The organism is Paractinoplanes ovalisporus, assembly GCF_016834655.1.
GTDB classification, from domain to species: Bacteria; Actinomycetota; Actinomycetes; order Mycobacteriales; family Micromonosporaceae; genus Actinoplanes; species Actinoplanes ovalisporus.
This window is the reverse complement of sequence record NZ_JAENHP010000004.1, coordinates 105630-118223: the sequence shown is the minus strand read 5'-3', so window position 1 is coordinate 118223 and position 12594 is coordinate 105630. Positions and strand designations below refer to the sequence as shown.

15 protein-coding genes and 1 tRNA gene are annotated in these 12594 nt (G+C 68.2%); 8 read left to right on the top strand and 8 right to left on the bottom strand.

Translation table 11 applies throughout. The features are described 5' to 3' along the window. The first annotated feature begins 16 nt into the window (after positions 1-16). A complete protein-coding gene (locus JIG36_RS14695) occupies positions 17-862 on the top strand; it encodes a LamG-like jellyroll fold domain-containing protein (RefSeq protein WP_203376850.1) in 846 nt (281 codons plus the stop codon). Positions 863-1164: 302 nt separating this feature from the next. On the opposite strand, the gene JIG36_RS14690 is transcribed toward JIG36_RS14695, so the two are convergent. Then, positions 1165-1788 (bottom strand): HAD family hydrolase, encoded by a 624-nt coding sequence (locus tag JIG36_RS14690; RefSeq protein WP_307872717.1) that lies wholly within the window; start codon positions 1786-1788, stop codon positions 1165-1167. A gap of 369 nt (positions 1789-2157) precedes the next feature. On the opposite strand from JIG36_RS14690, the gene JIG36_RS14685 reads away from it, so the two are divergent. Both JIG36_RS14685 and JIG36_RS14680 read left to right on the top strand, forming a co-directional pair. Next, the gene (locus JIG36_RS14685) at positions 2158-2631 is read left to right on the top strand and encodes a YcxB family protein (RefSeq protein WP_203376849.1); all 474 of its coding nucleotides are present in this window, start codon (positions 2158-2160) and stop codon (positions 2629-2631) included. Positions 2632-2791: 160 nt separating this feature from the next. Further along, positions 2792-3535 (top strand): hypothetical protein, encoded by a 744-nt coding sequence (locus tag JIG36_RS14680; RefSeq protein WP_203376848.1) that lies wholly within the window; start codon positions 2792-2794, stop codon positions 3533-3535. A gap of 46 nt (positions 3536-3581) precedes the next feature. On the opposite strand, the gene JIG36_RS14675 is transcribed toward JIG36_RS14680, so the two are convergent. Together JIG36_RS14675 and dcd are read right to left on the bottom strand one after the other, a co-directional pair. Then, a complete protein-coding gene (locus JIG36_RS14675) occupies positions 3582-4487 on the bottom strand; it encodes a phosphotransferase family protein (protein WP_203376847.1) in 906 nt (301 codons plus the stop codon). Positions 4488-4845: 358 nt separating this feature from the next. Beyond that, entirely contained in the window at positions 4846-5424 is a 579-nt protein-coding gene (gene dcd / locus JIG36_RS14670) for a dCTP deaminase (RefSeq protein ID WP_203376846.1), read from the bottom strand. Positions 5425-5499: 75 nt separating this feature from the next. On the opposite strand from dcd, the gene JIG36_RS14665 reads away from it, so the two are divergent. Beyond that, on the top strand, positions 5500-6000 hold the full coding sequence (locus JIG36_RS14665) for a pyridoxamine 5'-phosphate oxidase family protein (protein ID WP_203376845.1): 501 nt from the start codon (positions 5500-5502) through the stop codon (positions 5998-6000). 52 nt (positions 6001-6052) lie between these two features. Beyond that, positions 6053-6123: transfer RNA gene (locus JIG36_RS14660), tRNA-Gly, on the top strand. A gap of 352 nt (positions 6124-6475) precedes the next feature. Here the strand turns inward: JIG36_RS14660 and JIG36_RS14655 are convergent. From JIG36_RS14655 to JIG36_RS14645, 3 genes are all read right to left on the bottom strand, one after another. Further along, the gene (locus JIG36_RS14655) at positions 6476-6748 is read right to left on the bottom strand and encodes a hypothetical protein (protein WP_203376844.1); all 273 of its coding nucleotides are present in this window, start codon (positions 6746-6748) and stop codon (positions 6476-6478) included. Between the two features lie 3 nt (positions 6749-6751). After that, positions 6752-7204 carry an excisionase family DNA-binding protein gene (locus JIG36_RS14650; RefSeq protein WP_236047205.1) on the bottom strand — a complete coding sequence of 151 codons (453 nt, stop codon included), beginning with the start codon at positions 7202-7204 and terminating at the stop codon, positions 6752-6754. A gap of 72 nt (positions 7205-7276) precedes the next feature. Next, a complete protein-coding gene (locus tag JIG36_RS14645) occupies positions 7277-8155 on the bottom strand; it encodes an LLM class F420-dependent oxidoreductase (RefSeq protein ID WP_203376842.1) in 879 nt (292 codons plus the stop codon). Between the two features lie 33 nt (positions 8156-8188). On the opposite strand from JIG36_RS14645, the gene JIG36_RS14640 reads away from it, so the two are divergent. Then, positions 8189-8464 carry a YciI family protein gene (locus JIG36_RS14640; RefSeq protein ID WP_203377398.1) on the top strand — a complete coding sequence of 92 codons (276 nt, stop codon included), beginning with the start codon at positions 8189-8191 and terminating at the stop codon, positions 8462-8464. Here JIG36_RS14640 and JIG36_RS14635 read toward each other — a convergent pair whose 3' ends face one another. Beyond that, entirely contained in the window at positions 8465-9001 is a 537-nt protein-coding gene (locus JIG36_RS14635) for a phosphoribosyltransferase (RefSeq protein WP_203376841.1), read from the bottom strand. A gap of 100 nt (positions 9002-9101) precedes the next feature. On the opposite strand from JIG36_RS14635, the gene JIG36_RS14630 reads away from it, so the two are divergent. Beyond that, positions 9102-10229 carry a PP2C family protein-serine/threonine phosphatase gene (locus tag JIG36_RS14630; RefSeq protein WP_203376840.1) on the top strand — a complete coding sequence of 376 codons (1128 nt, stop codon included), beginning with the start codon at positions 9102-9104 and terminating at the stop codon, positions 10227-10229. On the opposite strand, the gene JIG36_RS14625 is transcribed toward JIG36_RS14630, so the two are convergent. Further along, positions 10226-10429: a hypothetical protein gene (locus JIG36_RS14625; protein ID WP_203376839.1), complete on the bottom strand. Its 204-nt coding sequence runs from the start codon at positions 10427-10429 to the stop codon at positions 10226-10228. The two genes, JIG36_RS14630 and JIG36_RS14625, sit on opposite strands and share 4 nt — an antisense overlap. A 297-nt stretch (positions 10430-10726) precedes the next feature. Here JIG36_RS14625 and JIG36_RS14620 point away from each other — a divergent pair, with 297 nt between their 5' ends. After that, complete coding sequence (locus tag JIG36_RS14620) at positions 10727-12583, top strand: acyl-CoA dehydrogenase (RefSeq protein WP_203376838.1); 1857 nt, start codon at positions 10727-10729, stop codon at positions 12581-12583. The last annotated feature ends 11 nt before the right edge of the window (positions 12584-12594 follow it).

The window sequence follows — 12594 nt, the reverse complement described above, 5'->3', positions numbered from 1 at the left end:
TTCGGACAATAAACCTATGTCTCGCAAACGGTGGTGGCTCGCTCTGGCGGGGTTGCTGGTTCTCGTCGGCGCGGTGGCGCACTCTCAGCGGCCCTCATCGGGGTCGGCCTTCGCTGTGGTCAAGCCGTCGGCGGCGGCACTTTCGCCGGCCGGCCTGCTTCCTGTGCGTGAACCGGTGGAGGGATCGCCGTCACCACAGCCCGCGGGGAAGATCCGCGTCGCGACCGGGCCGGTGTCCGTGCGTTACACCTTCGACGGGGGTGTCGGCCGGCCGATCACGGACCACCGCGGCCGCCACGAACTACGACCCCTCGGACAGAACGGGGGCGCGCTCCGCCTCGTACGGCAAGGCTCGGGTCTGGCCGTTTCCTATCCCGACCGGTGCCGGCTCGCGCGGGAACGGGACTGCCCGCGGGCGATCCTCGAAGGCGTACGGGACGACTCGCTCAACCCCGGAACACGACGCTTGCGGTACGGGGCTTCGGTGCGCATGACGTACGCCGACCTGGCCGACGGCGCGAACGTCGTGCAGAAGGGCTACTCGGTCGGCGGAAGCCAGTACAAGGTGCAGGTCGACCATCGGCAGGGCCACCCGAGCTGCGTGATCGCCGGCGGCGGCCGGATCTATCGCGCCGAGCCCGCGATCGACGTGGCCGACGGGCGCTGGCACACGCTGGCGTGCACGCGGGGGCGCGACCGGTTGACGCTGGAGGTCGACGGCAAGGAGGCGGCTGCGGTCGCCGTGCCCGCGACGTTGTCGATCGCCAACGCCGAGCCGTTGCGGATCGGAGGCAAGGGCACCAGCAAGAGCAACGACCAGTTCGCCGGCGAGCTGGACGACGTCTTCGTCCAGATCGACTGACTGGCTGGCTGCCGCTGGCGCCGGACTCTTTGCGGCGCTGGATCTTGCGGCGCTGGGTTCTTTTGCGGTGTCCGGACTCCTTACGGTGCTGGACTTGTTTGCGGTGCTGGACTTGTTTGCGGCGCTGGACTTATTTGCGGCGCTGGATCGCCAGGACGATGAGCGTCGTGACGATCCCGACGACCACGGTCACGCATCCGAAGGTCAGGAGGATGTGCCACGGCTTGAGTTCACCCATGCCGTGACCCTAGGTCCACTCCGCCAGCGTCCTTCTGTTCACTCCGCCAGCAGTTCCGTTTGTTTCACTCCACCAGCAGTTCAGCCATGGAACTGATCACCACGTCGGCCGTCGCGAGCGTCTTACCGGGCCGGTTCGCATATCCGACAACTCTGACCCCAGCCGCGCGAGCCGCTTCGATGTCGGTGACCGAGTCGCCGACCATCGTGCCGGCGGTCGGTTCGGCGCCGAGCCGCTGAAGGGCGGCCCGCAGCGGAAACGGGTCGGGCTTCATCCGCGACGGTTCGGCGTAGGGCCGGCCGACGATCACCTCGACGTATCCGTCCAGCCGGTGCTTCGCGAGATAGACCTCGATGGCGGTCGCCGAGTTGTTGCTGACCACGGCCACCGGCACCCGGTCACGCTTCGCCATTTCCAAGACTTCCCGCGCGTACGGGGTCGGGGCAGCCGAAGCCGCAGCAACCACCTCGGCCGCGATGAGGGCGTCCTCGATCTTGCGAAGCTCGACCGCCGACCGGTGCCGGCCCACCCACTGGAGCACCGCCAACGGGTCTTGCATCCCGCTCGGCGGGCGATCGATCTGGGCGGTCAGTTCCGCAGCGATCCGCGGGGCCGGGTAGCCGCTGAACATCGCACACACCGGCCCGTCAAAATCCAGCAGCAGAGGGCCGGCTCCGATGATCTTCACGTAGCCCAGCTTCCCTGACGTTCGGCCGTTTTCCACAGCCGGGAGTTGTCCACAGGCCGCCCCGCAGCGATCGCCAAAACTTGCCACAATCGATCTGGGGGGATCCCCCGCGGGTGGATCATTTTGTCGGTGGCAGACGGCCCCGGTGGCGGGCTTTCGGGGCTGATCGGCGGCCCGGGCTGTCGAGCTGAACGGCGACGGGGCTGGACGGCGGCGAGCTGAACTACGGCGGGCTATCGGGGCCGATCGGCGGCGGGCTTTCGGGGCTGAACCGTGGCGGATTACCTCTCATGCGTGGCCGTCCGAGGTGGCGGCGGTCGGCCGAGTGGAGGATCCCAGGGCGGCGGGACGGAAAGTTACATTTTGGGAGTGTTTCTGCAGATCACCGCGCAGCGGGACCCCCACCTGATTGCGGCTGCCGCCCGTCATGGGCTGCGCCGGCCGGTGTTGCTTGCCCGACTTGGGGGCTGGGCGCTTCTGGGTCTGGCTGTGCTGCTCCAGATGCGCGGTGACGGCCTCAACGTCGCGTTGCTGCTGGCCGGTGTTGTCCTGGCCGTGGTTGTCCCGATGTTCCTGATCAACCACGGCGTGCGGCGGGCTGCCGGTGACGGGCCGATGAATCTTGAGGTCAGCGATGACGGGGTGGCCTGCTCGACACTGGAGAGCCGGCACGCGTACGCGTGGAACGCCTTTACGCATGTCGACCATCTCGCGGGTCAGTTGGTGCTGGGGCTTGGGGGTGGGCGCTTTGTCCAGATCCCGACACGGGGGCTGAGCCCGCAGCAGATTCACCAGGTGCTGACCACGGCCGCTGCGCGTGGTGTTGCTGTTCGTCGGGGCTGACCACGTCATTCCCGTACGGACCTGCGGTTCGTCGAAGCCTGGCCACCTGCCCTGCGTACGGAATGCATGTCCGTCGGGCGGGATGTTTGAGTCCGGCGGCTTACCTCTAACGGGTTCTGTGCGAAAGCGATCAAAACGGTATCCGTCCTAGAGTGGACATATGACCCGAAAGTTCCCCCATTCGACTCGACGGCCGATGATTGCCGCGGCGGCTGTCATCACGACCGCCCTTGCCGTGAACGCGGTCAGTGTTCAGCCGGCCAGTGCCTCGTCGCACCGGCCGTGCACGGTCGTCAAGCACAGCAACACCACCGGCGTGACCAAGGTCGGCACGGCCACCGCTACGGTCGGCACCGACGGCATCAAGCTGACGACCGCCCCGGGCGCCAACGCCGACAAGGTCTCCTGGCGTGAGAACATCCGGCCGGTGCTCGCCGGCACGGTCGAAGAAGTCAGCTACGAGACCGTCAAGCTCGACGAGCCCGGCGTGGGTGTCAACGACGCGGCGCTGCCCGCGTACCACATCTATGTGAAGACCCCGGCCGGCGAAGGCGTCCTGATCTTCGAGCCGTACTGGTACACCGGCAAGATCGGCGCCGGCAACCCGCAGCGTCAGATCCGCTCCGAGTGGAACGTGCTGCAGGGTCCGCTGTGGACCTCCTCGACCACGATCAACGGTCTCGAGAAGTCGCCCGGCGGTCCCGCCACCAAGACGTTCGCCGAGGTGGTGAAGGACAACCCGAAGATGGTCGTCACCGGCGTCGGCTTCGGGCTGGGCACCTACAACCCGGGCACCACGGCGATCCTCGACGAGCAGCGGTTCGCCACGAAGCAGTCGTGCTCCGAGCACCAGTGGTCGACCGGTTTCCGCACCGGCACCTGGTGGCCGGGCTGGCTGCGCTAGCCGATCTTCCCGGACGGCGGCCGGCTCTCGGTCGCCGTCCGGGGCTTCACCTCTCCAGCCGGCTGGTCAGGTCGTCGACCCATTCTTCCGGCGTACGGCGGTCGGGCAGCGGGACATTCGCCTCGCAGCGCCACCGCATGTCCGCCAGGACCGTACGCAGGTGCCAAGCCATGATCCGCTCCCGATCGAGCGTCGCGCCGGTCAGTTGCTCGTAGCGGTCGGCGGTCGCGGTGAACAGTTCCATGCCGCAGTCTCCGGGCAGGCACCGCAGATCGAACTCGGCCTCCCCGGCCGCGGCCGTCTCCAGATCGACAACCAGTTTCAGGCGCAGGGACACCGGATCCCACAGGTGGTTGTCCCCGTGGAAGTCGCCGTGAATCAGGACCTTCCGCTTCGACGGCGTCGCCAGCACTTCATCGGCCCAATCACACCATTCCCGTACGCGTCGCCACCGCTCGCCACGTGGCGGGTCGACGCTGTCCGTCCCCAGTGCCACCCCGGTTCCGGCCGCCGCGGGCGCTGCTCGCAGGACCTCGGGTGCGTGCAGTTGAGCCAGCACGGTGGCCAGGTCGTCGGCGACGCGATCGCGGTTGGTGACTCCGACCAGGTGCCGCACCTCGAAGAACGGGCGGACCGGGATCCGGCGGGTGACCAGCATGGCCGGCGTCCGGGACTGGGCAACCACTTCGGGCAGCGGCAGCGTCGGAGCGACCCGGTGGAGGACTTCCAGGATCTGGGCCTGGTGGGCGATGCGCTGGGCGGCCTGCTCGGACCAGGCGAACTTCACGATCCAGCGGTCATCGACCACGGCGCTGGCCGCACACCAGCGCGGATCGTCCGAGGGCGCCAGCCCACGCGGAACGATCGTTCCCGCGGCGGCCGCCGGCAAGATCGGCCGTAGCGCCGCTCGCAGATCCTCCACAGTGGGCGTGGCCGCCCATCCCGTTCCCATTCGCCCAGCTTGCCGCAGGCGTTCACTTACGTTCGCGGCTGGCAGTAGGCCGGGGTCACGTAGCAGCTGTTCGACACCGTCGCGGCAGATCGACCTCCGCGGCTCGTCCGACTCACGCGGGTGGTCGAGCAGGTCGTGCGGTCTTTGGTTTGGCTTTGGGCGCAACCGCTCACGCACGTCGCCGTGGTGGGTTTCGCGTTCTGGACGCGCAGCGGCCAGCGAAGCCCGCCGCGGTCCCCGCGGGAGCGACGGTCCGTCACCCACCACCCCGCTGGGACATCGGCTTCTGATGCATTCGCCGGAGGCGAGAAAAGCGGACCGTAAGCGATATTGCTGTTGCGGATTTACGCCGGCTTTGTCAGCTTGTGGGCCAGAGGCGGAAGTTCTGCGCCGAGCGGCTGGGGGTCGGGCCGCGTTGGCCCTGGTAGCGGCTTCCGTAGACGGCGGAACCGTACGGATGCTCGGCCGGGCTCGACAGGCGGAAGATGCAGAGCTGGCCGATCTTCATGCCGGGCCAGAGCTTGATCGGCAGGTTGGCCACGTTGGACAACTCCAGCGTGACGTGACCGCTGAAGCCGGGGTCGATGAAGCCCGCGGTCGAGTGGGTCAGCAAACCTAGGCGGCCGAGGCTGCTCTTGCCCTCGAGGCGGCCGGCGAGTTGCTCGCCCAGCGTGATGACTTCGAGGGTGGACGCCAGCACGAACTCGCCCGGGTGAAGCACGAAGGCCTCACCGTCGGTGACCTCGACCTGGGCGGTCAGGTCGTCCTGCTGTTCGGCCGGATCGATGTGGGTGTAGAGATGGTTGTTGAACACCCGGAAGAATCTGTCCAGCCGCACGTCGATGCTGGACGGTTGCAGCAGCGCCGGCTCGAAGGGCTCCAGAGACAGATCGCCCGACTTGATCTCGGAGACCAGGTCGCGGTCGGAGAGCAGCATCGCAACACCATACCTACCTGCCCGTTCGGCGTGTTTTAGTGGGCGTGTCGAACGTATGTTCGATAGAATGCCCGCATGGCTTCCTGGTCCGATTTCGCCACCGCCGAGCCCACCCTCGCGGCGGGCGTGCGCGCGCTCCTCCAGCAGTACGGTCCTGGCCTGGCATACCTGGCCACCGTGCGGGCCGATGGCGGTCCACGAGTTCACCCGGTGTCACCGGTGATCACCGACGAGGGCGTCTACTGCTTCATCGTCGACTCACCCAAACGGCGCGACCTGGAGCGCGACGGGCGCTACGCGCTGCACTCATATCCCCCGGAAGAGAACGACGACGAGGCCATCCTGACCGGCCGCGCGACCCCCGTCCGCGACCCGCGCGTGATCGCCGACCTGGCGCTGTCGCTGCACGCGTCCCGCGAGGTCGACTGGCGCTTGTTCGAGCTCTCGATCGAGAGCGCGGTGCTGCGCACCCACGGCCCGGCCGGCGCCTTGCCCTTGGCGGTGTTGCCGAAAGTGGCGCCGCTCAACCGTTCGTGGCACGCAGAGTTACCCAGACCGTTGGCGGCGGTGAGTTAGTGGCAGGGCAGTGCTCTTGTCGGCGGCCTCAATCGGGTACAGTGATGCCGCTGCGGGTGTAGTTCAATGGCAGAACATCAGCTTCCCAAGCTGACAGTGCGGGTTCGATTCCCGTCACCCGCTCGTCGGAGGAGGCCTGTGTCCACGGAAAGCGTGGACCGGGCCTCCTCGCCTTTTGCCTGGGGGCCGAGCCCCCAGACCCCACGGTGCGGTGATTGCGGGGGTGCTCCGCTCGCGGTGGTGGCCTTCGCGCTGGCGCGCTTGGCCTAGCTGGCTGGACGGGCCATCGCGCTGGCGCGCTCGGCCCCGAGCGGGAGTGGGGGGTGAGGGCCTTGTGCTGGCGCGCTGACCTGGGCGGAGGGCTGGGCCTGTCGGCTGGATCTGAGCCGAGCCTGATGAGTGGGGCTATAGGTGGGCTCGTAGTTCTGCGACGCTTACTGCCAAGCCGCAGCGTTCCAGGCGGTCCAGGACGTCTTCAAAAGTTCCTGGGCAGCTTGAGGGCGTCGATGAGGTCTGCGTAGCCGGTGACCTTCCAATCGCGTACGGCAGTGCCCATCAGCTGGCGGGTGCGGTCAAGCTTTGCCGGGTCGAGATCGGGGCGTTGCCGGCGTAGCGCCGCGAACATCTCGTTGAGGATGTCGTCGGTCCACTTGGCCTGCACCAGGCCGGACTGGGCGATCCGGAGGAGCAGATCTCGCAGCGTGCTGGGGAACAGGACGCTGGCGTCGTAGACGACGACGAAGGTCATGGGTCAGCTCAGATCCATGTCCTGCGTCAACTGAGCCAGCTCGTCTGCGGCGCCGCGGCGTCTGAGGTCGTCGCGATGCTTGTACTCCATCAGTGAGCCGGCCATCACGCGTCGATGAGTGCCGACCTTGCGAAACTCGATCTCGCCGGACTCCAGTAGGCCGATCAAATAGGGCCGTGACACGTTCAGCAGCTCGGCGGCCTGTTGAGTAGTGAGTTCGGCGTGTTCGGGAACGACCGAGACGCCGTGACCGTTCGCCATGTGCGCCAAGATGCGGGCGAGAAGCTCGACGGCTCCGCGCGGGACGACCAACGCGTCGCCGTCGCCGTCATCGACGACCCGCACCACCGCCGGGCCGTTCGGGTGAGTGCGGAGGTAGTTCTGCACGCGCGGCAGTGCCTCGGCCGCAACGGCGATCGCCTCGGCATCCGGTTTGACCTGGCTCGTTACCGACATCTCCACCCCCGAACAGTAAACGAATTATCCGCAACGAACGCAATAATCGCAACCGAGCCCGGATCCGAGCACTCAGCGTCGGGTGGGGCTCAGGTTCAAGGCCCGGGCCAGGGCTTGCCACTCGGGGCGGGGGAGGTGGGGGTCGGGGTTGGTGGAGAGGACCTGTAAGGCGACGTGGTTGGCGCCTGCGGTCAGGTGGGCTTCTACGCGGGCGCGGACCGACTCGGGGGTGCCCCAGGCCACGGCCCAGTCGACCAAGCGGTCGCTGCCCTCGCCGGCCAGGTCGGTGTCGGTGAAGCCGTGTGGGCGCCAAGCGTTGGTGTAGTTCGGCAAGGACAAGTAGGTCTTCAGGCGGCGGCGGGCCACCGTGCGGGCCTCGGCGGGGTCTGTGCCCAGGAAGACCTTCTGCTCGGGGATCAGCAAACGGTCGGGGCCCAGGATCTCGCGGGCGGTGGCGGTGTGCTCGGGTGGCATCAGGTAGGGCAGGGCGCCCGCGGTGAGGTCTCGGGCCGTGGCCAAGGCCTTGGGGCCCAGGGCGGCGATCATGCGTTCGGAGGACGGGACCCGGGCCAGCTTGTCGTTGAGGAAACTGCGCAGCTGGGTCAGCGGCCTGGTGTAGGACTGGCCCACCGAAGCGGCCGTGGGGGCGTGGCCGGAGCCGACGCCCAGGTAGAAGCGGCCGGGGAACTGGGCCGACAAGCGGCTGTGGCTGGCCGCCAGGGTCTCGCCGTGGCTGTGCCAGATGTCGACGATGCTGGTGCCGACCACCAAGGTTGACGTTGCCGAGAGCAGGGCCTCGGGCAGCGCAAGGTCGTCGGGTGGGCTGGCGCCGATCCAGATCGAGCCGTAGCCCAGCGCCTCCAACTCCTGGGCCGCGGAGGCGATCGCGTTGGCGTCGTGCGGCCAGTCGTGACGGGAGATCCAGATTCCGTACCGCCCGAGTTCGTTCACGGTTTCGATCGTACGATCGGGGTCGTGTATCTGATGATTTCGAAGTACGTTGTGCCGCTCACTCAGGTCGACGAGGTACGCGACGCCCATCTGGCCTTTCTGGAGGGTCTGGAGGCGCGGAACCTGGTCGTTACGGCCGGCCGGCAGGACCCGCCGAACGGTGGGGTCGTGGTGCTCAACGTCGACGAGGAAGCGCGCGCCCTCGAGCTCATCGCCCAGGACCCGTACGTGCTGCGCGGTGTTGCCGAATACACGGCGACCGGCTGGATCCCGACCCGGGGCGCGCTGAAGGACTATCCGAAGCCGTGACTAGGGCTCGATGTCGTCGCCCGTGAGCAGGCCCCGCAGGGTGAGCTCGCGGGCCACCTCGGGCGCGCACTCGTCGACGATCACCGCGGTGCCGATGTAGGTGCGGCCGAACAGCGAGCGCAGTGCCCGGGCCTGCGCGCCCGTGGCCGCCCAGTCGTCCACCACGAGCACCCGGTCGTTCTCGGTCACCAACTGACTGCGTACGCCCAATTGCTGCTTCTTGCCGCGGTGATCGGCGGGCACCTCGGCCCAGATCATCGGCTCGGCGATCGGCAGCCGGGCGCCGGCGCGGTAAGCCTCGACGAAACCGACCCCGAGGGCGCGCGCAACGAGCGGACCGACCAGGAAACCGGTGACCTCGGGAGAGACCACGACCGTGGGCCGCTCGGCGCGGAAGAGATCGGCCAGGCCGTCGCCCAGCCCGGCCAGGATCGCCGGGGAACGCCACCATCCGGAGCGGTCGCTGACGAGGTAACCCTCGCCGGGATCCGTCCAGCGGAACTCCGCCCTCAGATGATCACGCAGATCGGTTGTCACGCGGACATCCTGTCACTGCACGACGGTTCCGCTCGGCCGCCCGGTCAGAACCCGCTCAGACTACGGGTCAAGTTAGTGCAGTCGGTCGCCTCGATCAGGCATGCTGTTCCGCGTAGCCATGCCTAATCTGCCGCCGGGCCGCCGCCCGCTGAGTTCAGGATCCCGCGCCGGACTCGGCGCGGCCATTGTGCTGCTCGTCGTCGTGTCCGCCGTGGAGCTCGCGGACGGCCGCGACGCCGACTTCGTGGGGCTGTTCGCCGCCGTCCCGTTCCTGGCCGCGGTCTTCGCCTTCTGGCAGACGGTGATCGTGGTCGGCGTGGTGGCCACGATCGTCGGCATGGTCTTCGTCGGCGCGGCCACCGAACTCACCGTGGCCGGCACGGTCAACATCCTCGGCATCCTGCTCGCGACCGGCATCGCCGCGGCCGTGGCGACGATCCGGCAACGCCAGGCCGACAAGATCGCCGAGTTGCAACGGCTGGCCGCGGTCGCCCAGCAGGCGGTGCTGCGTCCGGTCGGTCCGCAGGTGGGGGCGCTCGCGGTCGCGGGCCGCTACATCTCGGCGACGGCCGCCGCCGACATCGGCGGTGATCTCTACGAAGCGCTCGACACCCCGTACGGCGTCCGGATCATCATCGGTGACGTCCGCGGCAAGGGACTGGACGCCGTCCGGCTGGCGAGCATCGTGCTGGGCTCCTACCGGCACGTCGCCTATGAGCGGGCCGACCTCAAGGCGATGGTGGCCGACCTGGACCGGGCCGTGGCCCGCAGCGTCGGCGACGAAGACTTCGTGACCGCCGCCCTGGTCGAGGAGCGCGGCGGCACGCTGACCATCGTCAACTGTGGACATCCGGCGCCGCTGCTGCTGCGCCGGGGTCAGGTCATTCCGCTGGAACCGCCGGCGCCCGCGCCCCCGCTGGGCTTCATGCCCGAGGTGAAGCCGCGCGTCGAACGGCTCGAACCGGGCGACCGGCTGCTGCTGTTCACCGACGGCCTGGGCGAGGCCAGGCGCGAGGGTGAGTTCTTTCCGACCGCCGACCGGGCCTGGCGGCTGCTCGGCCACGGCACGGTGGGTGACGGGCTGGCCTCGCTCGAGACCGCCCTCGTCGACTGGGTGCACGGCCGCCTCGAGGACGACATCGCGCTGGTGCTGCTGGAATACGCCGGCCCGGATGACGGCGCGACAGTACCGATTCCGAGCTGGGAAGTCGGCGCCGCCGGAAGCTAGGCGGCGATCTCCTTCGTCTTCTCTTCCGGCGCGGAGGCCGGCACCGGCGACGTTTCGCCCGGTTCGGTCGGTGCGGTGACGATCGGAGCAGGCGAGACCGGGGCCGGCACCGGTTCGGGCCGGCGATGGCGCCCGATGTAGTGGCGTGGCTGGTCCGCCTGGCGGGGCTCCGGAATGAGGCTCTTGATCGTGGCGAACATGGCGCGCCCCCTTTGGCGGCTGGCGAAGACGAAAGCTTCGTTCTATCCGGAGCAACGAGCCGCATGGCGCGCCGATACGTGAGGGGCGCATGGGAGTCGGCAAATAGCCGAACGGCCATCCTGCTAGCCACCCGATCGGAGGCGTTTGATGTGCGAACCGGCGGACACACCCCCGCAACAGGGTGGTTGGTCACGAAACAACTCGCGGCTTGTCGGCCCCTACCGATCGGTAATACAGTGGGTGTTACTGACGGGTAACTCCAGACCGGTGGCGTTCGGAGAGCGGGGCCAAGCACCATGACTCACTACAAGAGCAACCTTCGGGACCTCCAGTTCAATCTGTTCGAGGTCTTCGGGGCTGACAAGGCGTTCGGTCAGGCGCCGTACTCCGACATTGATGCGGACACCGCACGCGATGTGCTGACCGAGGTCAACCGCCTCGCCACCGAGGATCTGGCCGCCAGTTATGTCGAGGCCGACCGCAATCCGCCGGTCTTCGACCCCGCGACTCACACCGCTCCGCTGCCGGAGTCGTTCAAGAAGTCGTTCGAGCAGTGGATGGCCAGCGAGTTCTGGCGCCTCGACCTGCCGGCCTCGCTCGGCGGCACGCTCGCCCCGCGCGCGTTCTGGTGGGGTCTGGCCGAGAACGTGCTCGGCGCCAACGCTCCCGTCTGGATGTACTCCTCCGGCCCCTCGTTCGCGTCCGTCGTCGACGCCGAGGGCACCGAGGAGCAGAAGAAGTGGGCCAAGCTCTTCGTCGAGAAGCTGTGGGGCTCCACGATGGTGCTGACCGAGCCGGACGCCGGTTCCGACGTCGGCGCCGGCCGCGCCCGCGCGATCCCGCAGCCCGACGGCTCGTGGCACATCGAGGGCGTCAAGCGCTTCATCACCTCGGGTGAGCACGACCTGACCGACAACATCATCCACTACGTCCTCGCGCGCCCGGTCGGCGTCGAGGGCGTGGGCGGCCCCGGCACCAAGGGCCTGTCGCTGTTCATCGTGCCGAAGTACCACTTCGACGCCGAGACCGGCGAGCTCGGCGAGCGCAACGGCGTCTACGCCACCAACATCGAGCACAAGATGGGCCTCAAGGTCTCGAACACCTGCGAGCTGACCTTCGGCGAGCACGGCACGCCGGCCAAGGGGTGGCTGCTCGGCGACAAGCACCAGGGCATCCGCCAGATGTTCATGATCATTGAGTACGCCCGCATGATGGTCGGCACGAAGGCGATCGCGACCCTGTCGACGGGTTACCTCAACGCCCTCGAGTACGCCAAGAACCGCGTGCAGGGCGCCGACCTCGTGCAGAACGACGACAAGGCCGCCCCGCGCGTCACGATCAGCCACCACCCCGACGTACGCCGTTCTCTGATGCTCCAGAAGGCGTACTCGGAGGCCCTGCGCGCCCTGGTCATCTACACGGCGACCTGGCAGGACAAGGTCGCGATCGCCCAGGCGGCCGGGGACGCCGAGGCCGCCAAGGCCGCCAGCAAGGTCAACGACCTGCTGCTCCCGCTGGTCAAGGGCGTGGGCTCCGAGCGGGCGTACGAACTGCTCGGTCACGAGTCGCTGCAGACCTTCGGTGGATCCGGCTTCCTGCAGGACTACCCGCTCGAGCAGTACGTGCGCGACGCGAAGATCGACACCCTGTACGAGGGCACGACCGCGATCCAGAGCCTCGACCTGATCTTCCGCAAGATCGTCAAGGACCAGGGCGTCGCGCTGGCCACGCTGGCCACCGAGATGCAGGCGTTCGTCGAGAGCGAGGCCGGCAACGGTCAGCTCAAGGTCGAGCGGCTCGGGCTGGGCAAGGCGCTGGGCGAGATGCAGCAGATCCTCGGCGCGGCCATGGGCTGGCTCGGCGCGGTGCAGGGCGGCGAGACCCGCGAGCTGTACAAGGTGGGCCTGAGCTCGCGGCGCGTGCTGCTCGCACTCGGCGACGTGGTGCTCGCCTGGCTGCTGCTGCGTCAGGCCGAGGTCGCCCTCAAGGCGCTCGGCGGCGACCTCTCGCCGGCCGACAAGAACTTCTATGAGGGCAAGGTCGCGGCGGCCCGCTTCTTCGTCCGCGAGGTTCTGCCCCGGGTCGGTTCCGACCGCCGCATCATCGAGAACACCACGCTCGACCTCATGGACATCTCCGAGGACGCCTTCTAAAGATCTCGGCG